The organism is Hyphobacterium sp. CCMP332, assembly GCF_014323565.1.
Lineage (GTDB): Bacteria > Pseudomonadota > Alphaproteobacteria > Caulobacterales > Maricaulaceae > Hyphobacterium.
In genome coordinates this window covers 1,054,420-1,075,165 of record NZ_CP058669.1, presented here as the reverse complement: position 1 = coordinate 1,075,165, position 20,746 = coordinate 1,054,420, and the positions used below count along the sequence as shown (strand labels likewise).

Here is a 20,746-nt window from a genome sequence, read left to right as displayed (position 1 = left end):
AGTTGGGGAGAGCGCATGCGCGTTGATCGCACTTTCACGAATGCCAGGCTGGCGACGATGGCCGGGGATGCGCCCTATGGCGCGCTGGAGGACGGCGCGATCGCCGTACGCGACGGTCGCATTGTATGGGTCGGGCGGTCGAGCGATGCGCCTGACTGCGACGACACAACCGATCTTGACGGTCGATGGGTGACGCCTGCCCTGGTTGATTGTCACACCCATCTCGTTTTTGCAGGCGACCGTTCAGGAGAATTTGAGCGCCGGCTGAACGGGGAAAGCTATGAGGCCATCGCAAAATCGGGTGGTGGCATTGTCGCGACCGTCGAGGCTGTGCGTTGTTCAAGCGCGACAGACCTTGCGGCCGCGACGCTTCCCCGGCTCGATGCGCTGATTCAGGAAGGCCTTGGAACCGTAGAAATTAAAACGGGTTATGGCCTGAACTTCATGTCAGAACTGAATATGCTGAAGGCCATAAGAAGTCTGGGTCTGGTGACTGGGCTCAGGGTTCAGTCGACGCTGCTGGCCGCCCACGCCATCCCGCCGGAATATGCCGGACGGGCCGACGACTACATCGATGAGATTTGTCTGCCATTGATCCGCGAAGCGGCGCGCGAGGGACTTGCGGATGCCGTTGATGCCTATTGCGAAAAGATTGCCTTTACACCGGAACAAACACGGCGCGTTTTCGAGGCGGCTCGCGAAGCGGGTCTGCAAATCAAACTGCATGCGGACCAGTTCAGCGATTCAAACGGTGCCGCGCTCGCAGCCGAATTCGGTGCCCTGAGCGCAGACCATCTGGAGTATACATCCGGCGACGGTGTTGCCGCGATGGCCAAAGCCGGAACGGTTGCCGTGTTGTTGCCCGGAGCCTTCTACATGCTGGGCGAGACCCAGAAGCCGCCCATGGACGCGCTGCGAAAGGCGGGCGTTCCCATGGCACTGGCGACGGATGCCAATCCAGGTTCTTCACCTGTCCTTTCGCTGCTGACCATTGCCAATATGGGGTGCACGCTCTTCGGCATGACGGTGGAGGAAGCGCTGGCGGGCATTACGCGAGAGGGCGCACGCGCTCTGGGACTGCAAAACGAGATCGGCACGATCGAGGTCGGCAAGAGATGCGATCTGGCCGTCTGGGATGTCGACAATCTGGCGCAATTGATCCAATGGATCGGCGCGCGTCCGCTTCACGGGCGTATTCTATCCGGGGACTGGGCATGACGGTGACGCTGCGGCCGGGCGCGATGGCGCTTTCTGACTGGCGCTCAATCTATCGTGGGGCAGGTGTCAGCCTGGATCCGGGCTGCAAGGGCGATGTAACGCGCGGCGCGGCGGCAGTTCAGGAATTGCTGGCTTCTGGCCGGGCCGTTTATGGCGTGAACACCGGCTTCGGGAAACTCGCGCAGAGCCGCATCGCCAATGACGAGCTGGCCGAGCTTCAAAAACGACTGGTCCTGTCGCATGCTGCGGGCGTTGGCTCTCCCATGCCTGCCAAGATCGTCCGGCTGATGATGGCGCTGAAGATGTCGTCGCTCGGTCGCGGTGTGTCCGGCGTGCGTTGGAAGGTCATCGTCGCCCTCGAAACCATGCTGAAAGCCGATCTGACGCCTGTCATCCCGTCTCAGGGCTCTGTGGGGGCATCGGGTGACCTTGCCCCGCTTTCGCAGCTGGCAGCTGCTCTGATCGGCGTCGGCGACGTTCGGGTCGGCGATCAGACGGTGTCTGCGGCGGACGGGCTAGCGAAAATCGGGCTTTCGCCGCTCGAACTCGGCCCCAAGGAAGGGCTGGCGCTGCTGAACGGCACACAGTTTTCAACTGCTTACGCGCTCGCGGGCCTGTTTGATGCCGAGCAGGCGTTCAAATCCGCTCTGATCACCGGCGCGATGAGTGTGGATGCCGCTCAGGGCTCAATGTCGCCTTTTGATGCCCGCATCCATGATTGCCGGGGTCACCAGGGTCAGATTGATGCGGCGGCGGCGTATCGGGCGTTGCTGGCGGGAAGTCAGATCAATGAGTCCCACATCAATTGTTCCAAGGTACAGGACCCGTATTGCCTGCGCTGTCAGCCTCAGGTGATGGGCGCTTGCCTGAATGTCTTGCGTCAGGCTTCGGCGACGTTGTCGACCGAGGCCAATGCGGTCACGGATAATCCGTTGATCTTCCCGGATGGTCCGGATGTGATCTCCGGCGGGAATTTTCATGCCGAACCGGTGGCTTTTGCCGCCGACATGATTGCATTGGCGATTTGCGAGATCGGGTCGATGTCCGAACGGCGTCAGGCCATGCTGGTGGATCCGAACCTCTCCGGCCTGCCCGCTTTCCTGTCGCCGGCACCGGGGCTCAATTCCGGCTTCATGATTCCGCAGGTAACGGCTGCAGCGCTGGTCAGCGAGAACAAGCAACGCGCAACGCCGTGCAGCGTGGATTCAATCCCGACCTCCGCCAATCAGGAAGATCATGTTTCCATGGCCGCGCATGGTGCGCGCCGTCTGATGGATATGACGGCCAATCTGGACGCGATCATCGCGCTGGAATGGCTGACGGCGGCGCAGGGTATGGACTTTCATGCGCCGATGACCTCTTCAGCCTTGCTGGAAACCGCCAAAGGCAAGCTGCGGGCCGAAATTCCCATGCTGGAAGATGACCGCTTCTTTGCGCCGGATATTGCGCGCGCCACCGAAATGATCGGGCAGGGCGCGCTGGCCGGCCTTTGCGAACTTCCGGGAGTGGTGTGATGACCGCGCTGTTTGACCTGCGCGCCGGGCAAAGCCCGCTGATCATCAATATCCCGCATGCCGGAACACATGTGCCGGAGGATATTCTGGCGCGGATGACGCAGAAGGCGCGCACCCTGCCGGATACGGACTGGTTCGTGGACCGGCTTTACGCGTTTGCCGCCGACATGGATGCGACGATCCTGAAAGCGAATGTGTCGCGCATGGTGATCGACCTGAACCGCGACCCGTCCGGGCAATCGCTTTACCCCGGACAGGCCACGACCGGGCTGGTGCCCACTGAATTGTTTGACGGCGGACCGGTTTATGAGGGCGATGCGCCGGACGAGGCTGAAATCGAAAATCGCCGGGCGGAATACTTTGACCCCTATCATCAGGAATTGAGCGAACAGATTGCCCGCATCCGTGCCGTCCATGGCTATGCGGTCCTGTATGATGCCCATTCCATTGCCTCGAACGTGCCGCGGCTGTTCGCGGGCGAATTGCCGGTGTTGAACCTGGGCACGAATGATGGCGAGACCTGCGATACCGCGATCGCCCGTGCGGTCATGCAGGTGATGCTGGATCAGGACGATTATGAAACCGTCGCGAATGGCCGGTTCAAGGGCGGCTGGATCACGCGCACTTTCGGCCTGCCGCGCCACAATCTGCACGCCTTGCAAATGGAGCTGGCCCAGCGTGCCTATATGGACGAGGCGAGTCTGACCTATGACGACGCCGCTGCGGCCAGACTTCAAGACCTCCTGAAAGATATCCTGACTGCTGCCGTCGCAGCCGCCGAAAACCTGCACTGGGAGCATGACTGATGTCCTCAAGCCGCCTCGATAATGCCCGTATCATCCGCGCGAAAACCGGCCCGGAGCTGGATGCGAAGTCCTGGCTGACCGAAGCGCCCTTGCGGATGCTGATGAATAATCTCGACCCGGATGTCGCGGAAAAACCCGAAGAGCTGGTCGTCTATGGCGGCATCGGCCGGGCGGCGCGACTGGCGGAGCTTTCGACCGCATCGTCGAGAGCTGAAGCGCATGGAAGATGACGAGACGCTGCTGGTGCAATCGGGCAAGCCAGTGGGCGTGTTCAAGACCCATGCGGATGCGCCGCGTGTGCTCATCGCCAACTCCAACCTGGTGCCGGCCTGGGCGACGTGGGAGCATTTCCGCGAGCTCGATAAGAAGGGTCTGATGATGTACGGCCAGATGACGGCCGGATCATGGATCTATATCGGCAGCCAGGGCATCGTTCAGGGCACATACGAAACTTTTGCCGAGGTTGGGCGTCAGCATTTCGGTGGCGATCTGAAGGGCAAATGGATTTTGACCGGTGGTTTGGGCGGTATGGGCGGGGCCCAGCCGCTGGCCGCGACGATGGCCGGCGCGTCCATGCTGGCCGTGGAATGCCAGCCGTCGCGGATCGAGATGCGTCTGCGCACCCGCTATCTGGATAAGCGCGCCGATACGCTGGACGAGGCGATTGAAATCATCGAGACCGCCCACAAGGAAGGCCGTGCGGTATCCGTTGGCCTGCTGGGCAATGCAGCCGAGATTTTCCCGGAAATGGTGAAGCGCGGTATCCGCCCGGACGTGGTCACCGACCAGACCAGTGCGCACGATCCGGTCAATGGATATCTGCCGGCCGGATGGACGCTGGAGGAGTGGGAGAGCAAGCGCGAAACCGATCCGGATGGTGTTTCAAAAGCAGCCAAATTGTCGATGGCCGAGCAGGTGCAAGCCGCGATGCTGGCTTTCCATGCGGGGTGCCGACACTGGATTATGGTAATAATATCCGTCAAATGGCGATGGATGTTGGTGTAACACATGCATTTGATTTTCCGGGTTTTGTGCCGGCCTATATCCGCCCGCTCTTCTGCCGGGGTGTGGGTCCCTTCCGCTGGGCGGCGCTGTCAGGCGATCCCGAGGATATCTACAAGACCGACGCGAAGGTGAAGGAGCTGATCCCGGACGACAAGCACCTGCACAACTGGCTGGATATGGCACGCGAACGCATTGCGTTTCAGGGTCTGCCGGCGCGGATTTGCTGGGTCGGTCTGGGGGACCGGCAAGCTCGGGTCTGGCCTTCAACGAGATGGTGGCGTCAGGCGAATTGTCTGCGCCGGTCGTGATCGGCCGCGATCATCTGGATCCGGGCTCGGTCGCCTCCCCAATCGGGAGACCGAGGCGATGAAGGATGGCTCGGACGCGGTCGCGACTGGCCGCCGCTGAACGCGCTGGTCAACACGGCGTCGGGCGCGACTGGGTGTCGCTGCATCACGGCGGCGGTGTGGGCATGGGCTATTCTCGCAGCATTCGGGCGTGGTGATCTGCTGCCGACGGCACACCGGAAGCGGCGAAGCGGATTGCACGCGTGCTGTGGAATGATCCCGGTACCGGCGTCATGCGCCATGCCGATGCGGGATATGACATCGCCAAGGATTGCGCGAAAGAGCAGGGGCTGGATTTGCCGTCGATCTAGTCACTAACCGGGGTGCCCGGGCTTGATCCGGGTATCCATCAATCAAGTGAGATGGACCCTCGGATCAAGTCCGAGGGACGCGGCGATAGCATTGGAAAAGGCTGCTAACTATACCCGTCCATAAGCTCTTTGAGCTTGGCCGATCCCGGGCAAAGCTTTGAATGGTCTATCGCATTCAGCGGTGTGTCAGGAATGTGGTTCATCTCGCCCATGTCGGGGCGGCTTTCATCGATATAGATGAGGCCAGTCGGGATTTCTGATCCTTCGAGGTTTTTAAGCAGATCAAAGGCCGCATCGCGGTCGCGCGGATCGTGGCTCTTGTCGGTTTTGCGCAGGACCACATCGCCGCCATTGTGCATGGGGATGGTTATGGCCTCGCCCTCGGCATAGTCCGCTGTGATTTCGGTGGCTTCCGGCACGAAATCGGCGTGGATGACCGGGTGATAGTATTTATAGGTATGGGCATAAGACTTTGTGGAGCCGGCGTGGTCATTGAAGGTCACGCACGGGCTGACAACATCAATCACCGCAAAGCCGCGATGCATGAGGCCGGCCTTGATCAGCGGCACGAGCTGTTCCTTGTCGCCGGAGAAGCTGCGCGCCACAAAGCTGGCACCCAGGGTGAGGGCGAGGCGCACCGGATCAATCGGGGTCTGTTCGTTGACTTCTCCATATTTGGCGCGGGTGCCGATATCCGCTGAGGCCGAGAACTGGCCCTTGGTGAGCCCGTAGACACCATTATTCTCGATCACATAGAGCATGTTGAGATTGCGGCGAATGGCGTGCGCAAACTGCCCCAAGCCAATGGAGAGAGAATCTCCATCGCCGGACACGCCGATATAGTGCAGGTCGGGATTGACCGCAGCGGCACCGGTGGCCACCGACGGCATGCGGCCATGCACCGTGTTGATCCCGCTCGACTGGCCCAGGAAGTAAGCGGTGGTCTTGGATGAACAGCCAATACCGGAAATCTTGGCGGCGCGGTGCGGCTCCAGATCGAGCTCGTGGAAGGCGCGCACAAAGGCGGCGGTGATGGAGTCATGGCCGCAACCGGCGCAAAGCGTAGACGCCACACCTTCATAATCACGCTGGGTCAGGCCCTGTTTGTTCTTGCGCAGATGCTTGTCGACGAGCGGTTTCTTGATCGAGGTCATGGTTTACGACTCCGCCTGACAATGGCTGGTGATCATGCGCGCAATCAGGCCGGTATCGGCCGGCATGCCGGAATAATCGAGAATGGGGATGAGTTGCTTCTTTTCTGCCGCCGTCTCGTTGATGAGAAGCTGGCGGAGCTGACCGTCGCGATTCTGTTCAACCACGAAAACCGTGTCGTGCTCGGCGATAAAGGCCTCGATATCCGAATGGAAAGGGAAGGCCTTTACGCGCAGATAATCGAAATGCAGGCCCTCTTCTGCCATGCGGGCAATAGCTTCGCGGACGGCGGCATCGCAGCCACCAACGGTGAGGATGGCGCGTTTGGTAGGCTCGGTCGCCTTCTGGATGACCGGGCCGGGCAGATGATCGGCGGCGTTTTTCCACTTTTGCAGAATTCGGTCGAGGACTTCCTGATAGGCGGCGGAATCTTCGGTATAGCCGCCGAATTTGTTATGGCCGGAACCCCGGGTGAAGAAGGCCCCCTTGGGGTGTTCGCCCGGAATGGTACGATAGGGAATGCCGTCGCCATCGTAATCGAAATAGCGATGGAATTTCTCGATATTTTCGAGGTCTGCCGCATTGAGCACCTTGCCGCGATCCGGCTGGCGGCTGTCATCCCAGTCAAAACGCGGCACCATCCACTCATTCATGCCGATATCGAGATCGGAGAGGACGAAGACGGGCGTCTGATAGCGCTCGGCCGCATCGAAGGCATCGACGGAGAGCTCGAAGCACTCCTTCGGGTCGGCGGGAAAGAGCACGATATGCTTGGTATCGCCGTGGCTGGCATAGGCGGCGAGCAGGATATCGCCCTGCTGTGTCCGCGTCGGCATGCCGGTCGACGGGCCGACGCGCTGGATATCAAACAGAACGGCGGGCACTTCGGCATAATAGGCAAAGCCGATGAACTCACTCATCAGGGAAATGCCGGGCCCGGAGGTCGGCGTGAAGGAACGGGCACCATTCCAGTTCGCCCCGATGACCATGCCGATGGCGGACAGCTCGTCCTCGGCCTGGATGATGCAATAATTGTTCTTGCCGGTTTCGGGATCGACCCGCAGCTTCTGGCAATGGTTCTTGAAGCCGTCCATCAGCGAGGTGGAGGGCGTGATCGGATACCAGGCTCCGAATGTCGCGCCGGCATAGACGCAGCCCAGCGCGGCGGCATCATTGCCCTCGATCAGGATGCAGTCTTTCGTCTCGTCCATCGGCTCCACCCGCAGGGGCAGAGCGTCATAATTCTGAGTGATATAGTCATGGCCCAGCATGAGCGCCTTCATATTGGGCTCGATCAGCTTGGGCTTGGCCTTGAAAGTGTCTTCCACCAGTGACTGGATGACATCCATATCAATGCCGGTCAGGGCGGCGACCGCGCCGACATAGGCCATGTTCTTCATCAGAACCCGCGTGCGGGCATTGGCGAATTCGGTATTCGTCATCTTTGCCAGCGGCACACCAATGACGGTGATGTCCTCGCGGCCATGCAGTTTCGGTCGTGGCCACGTCGAATCATAGAGAAGGGCCCCGCCGGGAGAGACGGTCTTGAGATCCTGCTCGTAACTTTCCAGATTCATGGCGACCATCAGGTCGACATTTCCGGAACGTGCCGTCCAGCCGTCTTTCGAGACCCGGATTTCATACCAGGTCGGCAGGCCCTGAATATTTGACGGGAACAGATTCTTGCCGACGACGGGCACGCCCATGCGGAAGATGGATTTCATCAACAGGCCGTTCGCGGACGCCGATCCGGTGCCGTTCACATTGCCAATCTTGATGACAAAGTCGTTGACCTTCACTTCGGTTGAACCGGCGGCATCGGGTTGGGTCTGAACATTCATTCGGCCGCTCTCCGGCTGGCACTTGCGGCAAGCTCGTCATCGGCATGCGGCAGGAAGATGGTGGATTTCTGCATGTCCCAGGCGGCGGTCGGGCAACGCTCGGCACACAGACCGCAATGCAGGCAAAGGTCTTCATCCTTCACCATGACGCGGGCCGTGTTCGGCAGGCTTTCGGAGACGTAAAGCGCCTGATCGAGATTGTTGGCCGGGGCCGAAAGGCGGGTGCGCAGATCGGCTTCTTCGCCATTGGCGGTAATCGTCAGGCAATTGACCGGGCAGATATCTATACAGGCATCGCATTCCGTGCAGGCGGGTGCCGAAAACACGGTCTGCAGATCGCAATTGAGGCAACGCTCGACTTCTGTCTTGATCTGTTCGGGCGTGAAGCCCAGCTCGACCTCGATATCCAGCGTCTTGAACCGTTCAACGAGATCGACTTCCGGCATGTCGCTGCGCGCATCCGGGTCATAATCATTGGAGTAGGACCATTCATTCGGCCCCATCTTGGCGGTTTCCAGATTGAGGCCGCGCGGCAGACGGTCATTCACGTCCTCGCCCATGCAATGCTTGTGGATCGAGATCGCCGCCTGATGGCCATGTTCGACGGCCCAGATGATATTCAGAGGACCAAAAGCCGCATCGCCGCCAAAGAAGACCCCCTTTCGGGTGGATTCAAACGTGGTCTTGTCGACGACCGGGGTTTCCCACTTGTCGAACTCCATGCCGATGTCACGCTCGATCCACGGGAAGGCATTGTCCTGACCGATGGCGAGAATGACATCATCGCAAGGGAGGGTGACTTCGCCGGTCTTGCGGGTGTCGGTGATGTTTCCCTTGTCATCGACATCATATTCCATGACCTCGAATGTCATGCCGGTCAGCTTGCCGTTTTCGGTGACGAAGGCCTTGGGCGAATGATTGACGATGATCTCGATATTCTCGTGCTCGGCGTCTTTCAGCTCCCAGGGGGAGGCCTTGAAGAATTGACGCGGCTTGCGGGCCATGACCTTCACACTGTCCGCGCCGAGGCGCAGCGAGGTGCGGCAGCAATCCATGGCGGTATTGCCGACGCCGATGATCAGCACCTTCTTGCCGATCTCCTCGATATGATCGAAGGCCACCGATTCCAGCCATTCAATGCCGATATGGATATTGTCAGCGGCGTCCTCGCGGCCTGGAAGGTTCAGATCCTTGCCCTTGGGAGCGCCGGAACCGACGAAGACGGCGTCATAGTCTTCGCCCAGCAGGGCTTTCATCGACTCGATCCGGTGACCGGTCTTCAGCTTGACGCCCATGTCGAGGATGTAGCCGATCTCGTCATCCAGCACTTTTTCTGGCAGGCGGAAGGAGGGGATGTTGGAGATCATCAGTCCGCCGGGCTTTTTCAGCCCTTCGAATATCGTGCAATCATATCCCAGTGGTGCAAGATCGTTGGCGACCGTCAGCGAGGCCGGGCCGGCGCCGATGAGCGCGATTTTCTTGCCATTGGACGGCATGACATCGGGCATGAGGTGTTTGACCTCGTCGCGATGGTCGGCAGCAACCCGCTTCAGGCGGCAGATGGCCACCGGTTCGTCCTCGACGCGGGTGCGGCGACAGGCCGGTTCGCAGGGGCGGTCGCAGACCCGGCCGAGAATGCCCGGAAAGACATTCGACCGCCGGTTCATCATGTAGGCATCGGTATAGCGGCCTTGCGCGATCAGCCGGATATAATCCGGCACCGGCGTATGGGCCGGACACGCATGCTGACAATCGACGACCTTATGGAAATATTCCGGATTACTGGTATCCGTTGGCTTCATGGCCATGCAATTTTTCAAGGCGAATAACGCGCCCTGATCCCTCCCGGCGAAATACTGTACGCAGCTAAAACCAGATTATCGGCACTGCCAAGGAAAACCGGCAGAAATTCAGAACCTTTGTCGGTGGCGGAAAGATTGAACCGCGGCGGGCATCCGGCTATGTGTCGCGCGAACCCTGATGGAGACCGACATGTCCGACGCCTTTTTTAAGCATATCCGCGAAACGCTGAACGAAATCGAGGCCGAGGGCCTGTTCAAGCGCGAGCGGGTGATCGCGTCGCAGCAATTCTCCGAAATCGATGTGCAACATGACGGTCAGACGGATCATGTCATCAATTTCTGCGCCAATAACTATCTGGGCTTGGCGAATCGGCCGGAGCTGATCGACGCGGCCAAGGACGCGCTCGACGAATACGGCTTCGGCGTTGCGTCGGTGCGCTTCATATGCGGCACCCAGACGGTGCACCGCGAGCTGGAAAAAGCGATCGCCGACTTTACCGGCCAGGAAGATGCCATCCTCTATGCGGCGGCCTTTGATGCCAATGGCGGCGTGTTCGAGCCGCTTCTGGAAGCGGAAGACGCGATCATTTCCGATGCGCTGAACCATGCCTCCATCATTGATGGCGTGCGGCTCTGTAAGGCCAAGCGCTTCCGCTATGCCAATTCCGACATGGATGATCTGGAGACCCAGCTGAAAGCGGCGGATGCGGCCGGGGCTCGCCACAAGCTGATCGTCACGGACGGCGTTTTTTCCATGGATGGCTATATCGCCAATCTGAAAGGCATTTGTGACCTCGCCGAAAAATATGGCGCGCTGGTCATGGTCGATGACTGCCATGCGCACGGCTTCATGGGTGCCAAGGGACGGGGCACGCCGGAGCATTGTGGCGTAATGGGCCGGGTCGATATCATCACCGGCACGCTCGGCAAGGCGCTGGGCGGCGCGATGGGGGGATTTACGGCGGCCCGCAAGGAAGTGATCGCGCTCCTGCGCCAGCGTTCGCGGCCCTATCTGTTTTCGAATTCGCTAGCCCCATCCATTGCCGGGGCGTCTCTGAAGGCACTGGAAATGGTGGCTGATGGCGATGATCTGCGCGCCCGCCTGTTCGAGAATGCCAAACGCTTCCGCAAGGGGATGACCGAGGCGGGCTTCGACCTGCTGCCGGGGGAGCACCCGATTATTCCGGTGATGCTGGGCGATGCGGCGCTGAGCCAGAAAATGGCCAACCGGCTGATGGAGGAGGGCGTCTATGTGATCGGATTCTTCTATCCGGTCGTGCCCAAGGGCAAGGCGCGCATCCGCACCCAGATGAGTGCGGCGCATACGCCGGAGCAGATCGACCGCGCGATTGCGGCGTTCACGAAGGTGGGGAAGGAATTGGGAGTGATCTAGCCTCACCCCGCGTCATGATCCGGCTTGTCCGGATGATCTGATGAGATCCTCCGAATAAGTCGGAGGATGACGCAGAGTTAGACAGCAGATGACGCCTTCGCCATAATCCGGTACCAATCGCGAAGCAGATTTCGCCCGGGAAGCGAATTTGCATCCATATTACAGCCGGGGGGCATCAAGACGGCAAGGGCTTTGCCGAGGAGGTTTTGATGTCTGAAGTATCCACTGAACTGGCGGTGAAATCGCCGTCCGCGAGCAGCGCACGTCCATCTGACGAGATGCTGCCCTTTCTGAACAATTTCCACGACATTTTCACGACGATCGGCGTGCTGATCCTGCTGGGCGGGCTCGGCATCGGGGCCGGACAGGTGATGTCGGGCATGGGCCTGGAAGAGGGCAGTCTGCGCTGGCAGATGGCGCTGATGGGGCTGATTGGCGGCATTGCCGTCATCGTCTGGTTCCTGTCGGCGCTTCTGGTCGGACAGCAACGCCGCATCCTGCCGGGTATCGTCCTCTGCGGCGCGTTCAGCGTTTCGGTGACCATCGTGCTGGTCTGGGCCTATGGACAAATGGTGACGCAGGGCCTCGGGCTCAACGAAGCCTATTTCGAGACCCGCTTTGCCAATGCGCCGGAGGACATGGAGTTCGGCCGTGAGGCTGTCGATTATGTTCTGGCCAACATTCCCGTGGCGCTCCGGATATTGCCGATCATTGCCGGGCTGGCCGCATTGCTGCCGGTCGCGATGTATTATTTCAGCTTCCGCCTTCCCTTTGCCGGCGGATTGCTGGGGGTCGGGCTGGTGACGCTGGCTGCTCTGACCCTGTTCACGATTGATCCCTATACAGTCGGCATCTGGTCGCCTGCGGTGAATGTGGCGGTGGGTGGTGCGCTTCTGCTGGCCGGGATCATCTTCGATGCCCGCGACCCGGAGCGACAGACCCGCCTGTCAGGTACGGCATTCTGGCTGCACTTCTTTGCCGCGCCCATCCTGCTGACCTCCGTGCTGAATGTCGTTCAGATCGGCTGGACGCTGGAGGAGGCTGATTTCGTTGATCCTGAGCGGATAAATCTGCTGGCGGCGATGGCGTCTGATAGCGCGAATGCCATGCAATTGGCCGTCGTTGCCCTCGTCGTGATTGCCCTGTTTGCGCTGGTCTCGCTGTTGATCAATCGCCGGGCGCTGATCGTGTCCGGTCTTCTGACGGCGGGCATTTCCATCGGCGTCATCGTCAATGGCTCCGGGCTGGAGGCTCCGGCCGTGGTGGCGATCACGCTGCTGACGTTGGGCGGGATTGTGGTTCTGCTCGGCGCGGCCTGGAATCCGGTGCGCCGTCTTCTTTTGCTGCCGATCCCGGGCGAGGGCCCGCTGGCGCGCATCTTCCCGCCGGTCAGTGCCGCTGAGGGATAGTTCCAGAAAACCCAAATCCGCGATTTGCTCCGGCTTGACCGGAGCACCTCGTGGCAGCGGGCGGTGCATTTGATCGAGATCCTCCGGTCTGGCCGGAGGATGACGGGGGAGGTCAAGCCGGAGGATGACAGGGTGTGGGCGTTGTTTGCCGCGCGCTCCAATATCATCCGGCTTCTCATTCCGGTGAATGCGGTCTAGCCTTGTCAGACGGGGAGGCCTTTCATGATCTGGATTCAACGTGGATTGCTGGTTCTGACGCTGGTGTTTGCCGGGCTGACGGTGTGGCTGGCGCTGGAAATCCGGTCCGTGCCCTTGCCGGATCAATTCACGCTGCCCAATGGGTTCGAGACGCCCATCCTCGCGATGGAATTTCCGCGAGATGCCGAAGATCTGGAATTTGTCCGTGGACTCGAAAACGAGGATATGCGGCGGCATATCTTTGTCGTGCAATATATCGATCAGTACTTCCCGTGGGCGTATGGAGGATTGTTGGCCTGCTTTGTCGGCTCAATCATGATCAGGGTGATGAAGCGATTTTCAGGCCAAAAGCTGCTGCACGTCACACTCTTGATTGGATGGGTGGTACTGACCGTCTCGGTCATCCAAAGTGATCTTCGCGAGAATTCTGCAATCGACCGCGCGCTGTCTGCGGTCCTCTCCGATCCCGTCGCCTTGCACGCGACGTTTGATACACTTTCCAGTTCGGTTGCTTTGCATGCCTGGATCAAATGGAGCTTTATCGCCCTGATGATTGGCCTTGCTTCGTTGTTTCTGATTGCGTCAAGGCAACGAATTCTGGGCGGCCTGGTCTTCCTTCCCGTGCTTGCAACCCTCTATGCCGCGCTGATCAACTCTACCGGCCCCGCGATCGAGTTCATGGCGCAGGCGATTGCAGTTTTCTTCCTCGCCATTCCGGTGCTGGCAGTTTATTTCCTCGTTCAGTCTTTCCGCCGGACGGAGCCCGAAAATGAAAGCCCTCGCCAAGTCGAAACCTGAAACCGGAATCTGGATGATCGAGGATGCCGTCTTGCCCGAAATCGGACCGGATGATGTGTTGATCAAGATCCGGAAAACGGCGATCTGCGGCACGGACATCCACATCTATAATTGGGATGAGTGGGCACAGCAGAACGTGCCGACGCCCATGGTGGTCGGCCATGAATATTCCGGCGTGATCGAGGCTATTGGCTCGGACGTGACGCGTGTCTCTGTCGGCCAGCGCGTGTCCGGCGAAGGCCATGTCGTCGGGGCCAGTTCGCGCGCGGCGCGGGCGGGCAAATTTCACCTCGACCCGGATACCAAGGGCGTGGGCGTCAATATTCCCGGCGCGTTTGCGGAATACATGAAATTGCCGGCCTTCAATGTGGTGCCGCTGCCGGATGATGTGCCGGACGAGATCGGGGCCATCCTCGATCCGCTAGGCAATGCCGTGCACACCGCCCTGCAATTCGACATGATCGGCGAGGATGTTCTGGTCACCGGAGCGGGACCGATTGGTATCATGGCCGCCGCCATTGCTCGCCATGTGGGTGCGCGGCATGTCGTGCTGACCGATATCAATCCGGACCGGCTGGCGCTGGCGGAAAAGGTTGTGCCGCATCTGACGCCGGTGGATGTCGCCAAGCAGGATCTGAAAGATGTGATGGCATCCCTGAAAATGCGCGAAGGTTTTGATGTCGGGCTGGAAATGTCGGGCGCGCCGCAGGCCTTTGGCCAGATGCTGGATACTATGGTGATGGGTGGAAAAATTGCCATGCTCGGCCTGCCGTCAAAGCCTATAGAGGTGGATTTCGGCAAGCTGGTCCTGAAGGCGATCACCGTCAAAGGCGTTTATGGCCGGGAGATGTTCGAGACCTGGTATAAAATGCTGGCCATGCTGCAATCCGGGCTCGATGTGTCGGGTGTGATCACGCATCGCCTGCCGGTCGATGATTTCCAGGCCGGGTTTGACGCCATGCGCTCCGGCCAGTCCGGCAAGGTGGTGCTGGATTGGGGACGTGCGTGACGGCCAACCGCCACCCTCTCGATTTCACCGAAAAACCGCTCGACGCAATGACCGCGGAGGCCAAAGCCTTCTACGAGGACATTCGCAAGCGCCGCACGGTGCGCGAATTTTCCGGGCGGGATGTGCCGCGCGAGATCATCGAGCATGCCATTCTGGCGGCCGGCACGGCGCCGTCGGGAGCGAACCACCAGCCCTGGCATTTCACGGTGATCGGCAAGGGGGGCTTGCGGTCGAAATTGCGGGCGGCCGCCGAGGCCGAGGAAAAGGCCTTCTATGAAAGCAAGGCGAGCGCGGAATGGCTGGAGGCGCTGGAGCCGCTCGGGACCGACGATCACAAGCCCTATATCGAGGTTGCGCCCTGGATCATCTGCGTCTTTGCGCAACGCCGAGGCGGCGTGACCGTCGGCGAAAACCGCAAGAATTATTATGTGAATGAGAGCGTCGGCATTGCCTGCGGCATGCTGCTGACTTCGCTACATCGGGCAGGTCTGGTGACGCTGACCCACACGCCGAACCCGATGACCTTCATGTCAGAGCTGTGCGGGCGACCGAAGGACGAGAAGCCCTACATGCTGATCGTGGCGGGTTATCCGGCGGAAGGCGCGACCGTGCCGGAACATGCCCTGATCAAGAAGTCGCTGTCGGACATCTGCGACTTCATCGACTGATCAGGACCGGACGCGGCGCTCGCCAGCGGTCGTCGACCAGATCAGGGCGATGATCCAGCCAATCACGGTCCATCCCAGAAGGAAGTTGGTCAGGAAGATCGCGAACGTGTTGTGATGGCCTCGTGCCAGCGCAATCAGGCTGGGGATGAAGAATAGGACGATGCCGGGAATGGCAATTTCCATCGAACTTGCTCCTTATCGAATTTCGATAAAAATGTAAGTCCGTTTCGCGGGCAGTGCAAGAGCCTGCGAGGGGGATTGTGTGATGTGCTGTCCCGTGCCATCGCGGTTTCCTCCCCCGTTCACGGGGGAGGGGGACCACGAAGTGGTGGAGGGGGCAGGCCCCCCTCGTCGCTGCGCGACACTCCCCCCGCAAGCAGGGGGAGAAAGAGCGCGCGTGCGAGCTGTTAAATGCCTAAGGCTCCATGCCTTCGGTTCCCGGAAATTGGTAGTCCCGATAGATATCCCGCAGCTTGGTCTTCAGGATCTTGCCTGTTGCGCCAATGGGCATTTCGTCGATGAATTCGACGCCGTCCGGCACCCAGAGCTTGGGCACCTTGCCGCGCAGATATTCCAGAATGGAGTCTGCATTCGGCTCGGCACCGGCCTGGAGCTGGACAATGAGCAGCGGACGCTCCTGCCATTTCGGATGATACTTGCCGATGACCGCCGCCATGGCGACATCGGGATGGCCCATGGCTTCGTTTTCCAGATCGATGGAGGAAATCCACTCACCACCGGTCTTGATGACGTCCTTGGATCGGTCGGTGATCGTCATGTAGCCGTCGGAGTCCATGTAGGCGACATCGCCGGTCTTCATCCAGCCATCATCGGTAAAGGCTTCCGCGCCCGCACCGCGGAAATAGCCGGAGGCGATCCAGGGCCCGCGCACATGCACATGGCCGGAGGATTTGCCATCCCAGGGCAGTTCGGTGCCTTCATCATCGACGATGCGCATCTCCACGCCATAGACGAGGCGGCCCTGTTTCAGCTTCAGCCTGACCATTTCGTCCTTGCTGAGATCTTCATGCTTGGCGAGCGGAACGTTGACCGTGCCCAGTGGGCTCATCTCCGTCATGCCCCAGCCCTGTTGCATGGTGACGCCGTAATTGTCCTCGAAGGCGCGAAGGAGGGCTTCCGGCAGGGCGGAACCGCCGATCAGGACGCGTTCGACAGAATCGATCCGCTTGTCGTTTTCACGCAGATATTGCAGCAGGCCGAGCCAAACCGTGGGTACGCCGGCGACGTAGTTGACCTTCTCTTCCTCGATCATTTCATGCAGGCCGGCGCCATCCAGGCGCGGTCCCGGCATGACGAGCTTGGCGCCGCCCATGGGTGAAGCGTAGGGGATTCCCCAGGCATTGACGTGGAACATGGGCACGACCGGCAACATGACGCCGCGTGCGCCCACACCGATCACATCGGCTGCGCTGCAAGCCATGGCATGAAGCAAGGTGGAGCGGTGTGAATAAAGGACGCCCTTGGGATCGCCGGTGGTGCCGGAGGTGTAGCAAAGCCCCGCTGCGGCATATTCGTCGAACTCGGGCCAGTCATAATCCGGCTTGTGGTCGTCGATCAGGTCTTCATAGGCGATGCCTTTGGTCTGCACGTCTTTCAGGTGCGAGGAATCCGCCATCAGCACCCAGTGCTTCACCGTCTTGCAATGCTTGGCGATGCCATCGATCAGGGGCGCGAATGTCTTGTCAAAGAAAACGGCCCTGGACTGCGCGTGGTTCAGGATCCAGATGATCTGGGCGGGGTCGAGCCGCGGATTGACGGTGTGAATGACGGCGCCGATACCGGAGACACCGTAGTACAGTTCGAAATGCCGGTGTGTGTTCCAGGCAATTGTGGACACCCGATCTGATTCCTTGATGCCCAGCTTTCTGGTCAGCGCATTGGCGAGCTGACGGGTACGTTTGTGCGCATCCGAATACCCGTAGCGGTGTGTCGACAGGTCTTCCGGCAAACGGCTGACGATCTCCTGATCGCCATGGCAATTGTCGGCATGTTTCAAAATCCCTGAAATCATCAGGGGGGCATCCATCATTTCGCCCTTCAGCAGCATGTCATATTCTCCCCGGTCAATAATGCCTGTTGTCAGGCTTGCCCCATTGAAGCCTTTATTGGGCCCACAGCGCAACGTCTTTGCGTGATTTTTCGAAAACGATTACAGGCGTTCCCAGACAAGGAGTAAGGGTATGAGCCGTTTGCCGAAGTTTGCCGATGTTCAGGATGCTGCACGTCAGATAGCAGGCGAGGCGGTGCGGACGCCCCTGCTGGAAAACGACGTTCTGAACGAACGCCTTTGCGGCCGCATCCTGATCAAACCGGAATGTCTCCAACGCACGGGCTCCTTTAAATTCCGGGGTGCCTATAATCGCCTCTCACGTATTCCGATCGAGGCCCGGGAAAAGGGCGTCGTTGCCTTTTCGTCCGGCAATCACGCCCAGGGCGTCGCGCTGGCAGCCAAACTTCTCGGTATTCCCGCCACGATCGTGATGCCGTCTGATGCGCCGAAAATCAAAACGGAAGGTGTTCGACGGCTCGGTGCAGAGGTCGTTGAATTCGATCGCGCAACGGGTGATCGCGAAGCCATATCCGCAGAATTGGTCGCAAAGTCCGGGGCGATTCTGGTGCCGTCCTATGATGATTTTTATATCATGGCCGGGCAGGGCACGGCGGGGCTGGAAATTGCCGACGATTTGCGGGCGGCAGGCATCAAGCCCGATCAACTGGTCTGTTGTGCAGGCGGCGGCGGACTGATCGCCGGGACCGGTCTGGCGATGAAAGAATATTTCCCCGCTTGCGATATCTGGGCGGCCGAGCCGGAAGGCTTCGACGACCACAAAAAGTCGTTGGCCGCCGGAGCGCGCGTCGCAAATGACCGCAGATCAGGCTCTTTGCAGGATGCCATCATCACGCCGATGCCGGGCGCAATGACTTTTCCGCTCAATCAGCAGCAATTGGCCGGCGCGGTGACCGCTTCTGATGGCGATACGCTGGACGCCCTGGCTTTCATCTGGAAGCATCTGAAGCTGGTGGCAGAACCGGGTGGAGCCACAGCGTTTGCTAGCCTTCTCAACGGTCAGGTCGATACCCGGAACAGGACGACTGTCGTTCTGATCACCGGCGGCAATGTTGACTCTGCAGTGTTCAAACAGGCGCTGGACCGGGTCTAGAAATATCCCGATCCGCGACGCAGATCGGCCTCCAGCTCCAACGGCACCGGTTGTCCATCGCCAAGGCGGTAGCGATAGACCTGCAAATTCTCCATGACCCGCTGGACGTAGTTGCGGGTTTCCGAGAATGGAATGGATTCCAGCCAGTCAATCGGATCAATTTCGCTCGTGCGCGGGTCGCCATAATCCTCGATCCAGCGGCGTGATCGATGACCGCCGGCGTTATAGGCGGCCAGGGCCAGAACATATGACCCGTCAAACTCGTCGATCACTTCCTGCAGGTGATAGCGGCCAAGGCGCATATTGTATTCCGGATCATAGGTCAGCGATTCATATCGATAGGGCAGACCCACCCGGCGCGCTGTCACGCGGGCGACTGCCGGCATCATCTGCATCATGCCGCGCGCTCCCGCGCTCGAGATCGCGCGCGGATCAAATTCGGTTTCCTGCCGGATGACGGAATGGATCAGAGCGGGTTCCGGCTCGACATTGACGCCCGATGGCGGTGGCAAATCGATGACCGGGAAGCTCTCGTCGGGCAGAATATTCCAGCGATAGCTGGCCGCCTTCGCGGCGCGGACGCCCTGACGCAGCTGTCCGTATTCCTGAGCCAGCCGAGCCAGGAGCAGGCTCTCGGCGGCATCCTCCAGTTCATCGTCCAGATGATAGATGAACACACGGAAGAAATAGTCTTCGCCCTGCTCTGCCAACAGGCGCAGGGCACGGGTCACCGGGCGGGATTCAAATGTCACCTCTGTCGCGGTCGTCGGCACTGGCGGGTTCGGCAAGTCAAGCATCGGCGTTTCATCACCGGCCAGTTCGATAATCGCCATCTGGCCATAGAAGGCCGTCGAATGAATAGCGGCCAGCCGGTAGTAATTTTCCGCGTCGTCCGTTCGGCCCAGTGCTGCGGCGGCGCGGCCCTGCCAGTACCGGCCTCGAGAGACCGAAACCGGATAAGACACACCTTCCCCCAGGCGGGTGAAGTGCTCCAGAGCCACTGCGGGCCGGTTCAGATAGCGCAGCGCCATCCAGCCGGCCAGAAACTCTGCATCCGCGAAATCGGCGCCGGACGACATGCCGTTCGCTGCCGCCAGCTCGTAGACCGTGGCATAGTCGCGGTCTCTGATCAGGTTCAGGATCATCAGGCGGCGTTCCAGCCACATATCATCCAGCGCTTCGATATCTTGATGCGTATCGGGAAGCAGGCGGAGCATTTCCAGAGCGCCTTCGTCCAGATTGGCCCGTCGGCGCCAGCGCGCACGCTCGTAAATGAGACCGGGATCGTTCGCCAATTCGGCCGGAACCAGCGCGACCGCCGCATTGACGCCGCCAGACCGGCTGGCCAGCGCAATGCGGGCATCCATGAGCGCCCGGTGACCATTGCTGAGCTCGTTGCGCAGGTCGCGCGCCAGGGTGCGCTGGTCGCGCCACAGCAGAAAATCAACCCGGGCTTCATGATCTGACAAGGTCAGGATGTCATTATTGGCTGCGAGAATTTCGCGCTGTCGATAGAGGCGGAAAGTGTGATGCCGCCACGCATTGCGAATGTAGGCCGTAGCTTCTGCAAGACGCCCCATGTCACGCAAGGCAGCGCCCAGCGCGACCTTGCCTTCGCCGGAAACCGGCTCGCGGCCTTCAAACCAGCTGACGATGAATTCGGAGGACAGGCCGGAGGTCGATATCTTGAACTCGGCTTCCGAGCGGATCATCGCATATTGCGGCCAACCCTCGAGTTCCTCGAGCGCCAGGTCGAGCTCCATGAAGGTGGCGTCTTCGTCGGATGTAGCAATGCGCCAGAGAAGTATGCTGCTGGCGACCGGATCGGATATCCGGCGGCGGGCATCGCGGACGTCTCGCCAGTCGCCGTCTTCTGCCGCTTCCAGCCCGCGTTCGAGCATCAGGAAGTCCTGATCATCCAGATAGCGGGACGGATTGGGCCGTTCCGGACGCAAGCGGGGGTCTGGAATTTGCGCGTCCGCGAACGGAATGGCGATCCAGCCGATAACCAGGACGATCAACAGGGATACGGTTCTCATAGGACTCATCATGTTCGCAATATTGGCCGCATCATGACGTAAGCAATGGTACTG

Annotated in this window: 16 protein-coding genes and 2 pseudogenes; 12 read left to right on the top strand and 6 right to left on the bottom strand. The window is 60.0% G+C overall.

Going from position 1 to position 20,746, the window contains the following annotated elements; translation table 11 throughout:
- Positions 1 to 15 precede the first annotated feature (15 nt).
- The 6 genes and pseudogenes from hutI (at position 16) to HXX25_RS14250 (ending at position 5,201) form a co-directional block, all read left to right on the top strand.
- Positions 16 to 1,218: an imidazolonepropionase gene (gene hutI / locus HXX25_RS05430; protein ID WP_187167482.1), complete on the top strand. Its 1,203-nt coding sequence runs from the start codon at positions 16 to 18 to the stop codon at positions 1,216 to 1,218.
- A complete protein-coding gene (hutH, locus tag HXX25_RS05425) occupies positions 1,209 to 2,732 on the top strand; it encodes a histidine ammonia-lyase (RefSeq protein WP_187167757.1) in 1,524 nt (507 codons plus the stop codon). Before hutI ends, hutH begins: the two co-directional genes overlap by 10 nt.
- Complete coding sequence (gene hutG / locus HXX25_RS05420; RefSeq protein WP_187167481.1) at positions 2,732 to 3,538, top strand: N-formylglutamate deformylase; 807 nt, start codon at positions 2,732 to 2,734, stop codon at positions 3,536 to 3,538. Before hutH ends, hutG begins: the two co-directional genes overlap by 1 nt.
- Positions 3,538 to 3,889: pseudogene (locus tag HXX25_RS13505) on the top strand (urocanate hydratase); the annotation flags it as partial. The gene hutG and the pseudogene HXX25_RS13505, both read left to right, overlap by 1 nt.
- Positions 3,890 to 3,913: 24 nt before the next feature.
- Positions 3,914 to 4,543 carry a hypothetical protein gene (locus tag HXX25_RS13500; protein ID WP_370543757.1) on the top strand — a complete coding sequence of 210 codons (630 nt, stop codon included), beginning with the start codon at positions 3,914 to 3,916 and terminating at the stop codon, positions 4,541 to 4,543.
- Positions 4,522 to 5,201 (top strand): annotated as a pseudogene (locus HXX25_RS14250) (hypothetical protein). The gene HXX25_RS13500 and the pseudogene HXX25_RS14250 overlap by 22 nt, the downstream one beginning before the upstream one ends.
- A gap of 104 nt (positions 5,202 to 5,305) precedes the next feature.
- On the opposite strand, the gene HXX25_RS05410 reads toward HXX25_RS14250, so the two are convergent.
- Genes HXX25_RS05410 through HXX25_RS05400 form a run of 3 tightly spaced genes read right to left on the bottom strand, consistent with a single transcriptional unit; the run spans position 5,306 to position 9,996 of the window.
- Positions 5,306 to 6,355: a 2-oxoacid:ferredoxin oxidoreductase subunit beta gene (locus HXX25_RS05410; protein ID WP_187167480.1), complete on the bottom strand. Its 1,050-nt coding sequence runs from the start codon at positions 6,353 to 6,355 to the stop codon at positions 5,306 to 5,308.
- A gap of 3 nt (positions 6,356 to 6,358) precedes the next feature.
- Entirely contained in the window at positions 6,359 to 8,194 is a 1,836-nt protein-coding gene (locus HXX25_RS05405; protein ID WP_187167479.1) for a 2-oxoacid:acceptor oxidoreductase subunit alpha, read from the bottom strand.
- Complete coding sequence (locus HXX25_RS05400) at positions 8,191 to 9,996, bottom strand: FAD-dependent oxidoreductase (protein ID WP_187167756.1); 1,806 nt, start codon at positions 9,994 to 9,996, stop codon at positions 8,191 to 8,193. Before HXX25_RS05400 ends, HXX25_RS05405 begins: the two co-directional genes overlap by 4 nt.
- Before the next feature lie 190 nt (positions 9,997 to 10,186).
- On the opposite strand from HXX25_RS05400, the gene HXX25_RS05395 reads away from it, so the two are divergent.
- The 5 genes from HXX25_RS05395 to HXX25_RS05375 all read left to right on the top strand — a co-directional run bounded on the left by HXX25_RS05395 (position 10,187) and on the right by HXX25_RS05375 (position 15,471).
- Entirely contained in the window at positions 10,187 to 11,389 is a 1,203-nt protein-coding gene (locus HXX25_RS05395; protein WP_187167478.1) for a glycine C-acetyltransferase, read from the top strand.
- A 209-nt stretch (positions 11,390 to 11,598) separates the two neighbouring features.
- Positions 11,599 to 12,798, top strand: a complete 1,200-nt coding sequence (locus HXX25_RS05390; RefSeq protein WP_187167477.1) for a hypothetical protein — start codon at positions 11,599 to 11,601, stop codon at positions 12,796 to 12,798.
- A gap of 261 nt (positions 12,799 to 13,059) precedes the next feature.
- On the top strand, positions 13,060 to 13,794 hold the full coding sequence (locus tag HXX25_RS05385; RefSeq protein WP_187167476.1) for a hypothetical protein: 735 nt from the start codon (positions 13,060 to 13,062) through the stop codon (positions 13,792 to 13,794).
- Positions 13,766 to 14,803, top strand: coding sequence for an L-threonine 3-dehydrogenase (tdh, locus tag HXX25_RS05380; RefSeq protein ID WP_187167475.1), 1,038 nt, complete (start codon positions 13,766 to 13,768; stop codon positions 14,801 to 14,803). Before HXX25_RS05385 ends, tdh begins: the two co-directional genes overlap by 29 nt.
- 47 nt (positions 14,804 to 14,850) lie before the next feature.
- Positions 14,851 to 15,471, top strand: coding sequence for a nitroreductase family protein (locus tag HXX25_RS05375; RefSeq protein ID WP_187167755.1), 621 nt, complete (start codon positions 14,851 to 14,853; stop codon positions 15,469 to 15,471).
- Here HXX25_RS05375 and HXX25_RS05370 read toward each other — a convergent pair whose 3' ends face one another.
- Together HXX25_RS05370 and HXX25_RS05365 are read right to left on the bottom strand one after the other, a co-directional pair.
- Positions 15,472 to 15,654 (bottom strand): superinfection immunity protein, encoded by a 183-nt coding sequence (locus tag HXX25_RS05370; protein WP_187167474.1) that lies wholly within the window; start codon positions 15,652 to 15,654, stop codon positions 15,472 to 15,474. It lies immediately after the preceding gene.
- A gap of 232 nt (positions 15,655 to 15,886) precedes the next feature.
- Positions 15,887 to 17,539 (bottom strand): long-chain-fatty-acid--CoA ligase, encoded by a 1,653-nt coding sequence (locus HXX25_RS05365; protein ID WP_187167473.1) that lies wholly within the window; start codon positions 17,537 to 17,539, stop codon positions 15,887 to 15,889.
- Between the two features lie 133 nt (positions 17,540 to 17,672).
- Between HXX25_RS05365 and HXX25_RS05360 the strand changes: the two genes are divergently transcribed.
- The gene (locus HXX25_RS05360) at positions 17,673 to 18,653 is read left to right on the top strand and encodes a threonine/serine dehydratase (RefSeq protein ID WP_187167472.1); all 981 of its coding nucleotides are present in this window, start codon (positions 17,673 to 17,675) and stop codon (positions 18,651 to 18,653) included.
- Here the strand turns inward: HXX25_RS05360 and HXX25_RS05355 are convergent.
- Entirely contained in the window at positions 18,650 to 20,692 is a 2,043-nt protein-coding gene (locus tag HXX25_RS05355; RefSeq protein ID WP_187167471.1) for a lytic transglycosylase domain-containing protein, read from the bottom strand. The two genes, HXX25_RS05360 and HXX25_RS05355, sit on opposite strands and share 4 nt — an antisense overlap.
- Between the last annotated feature and the right edge of the window lie 54 nt (positions 20,693 to 20,746).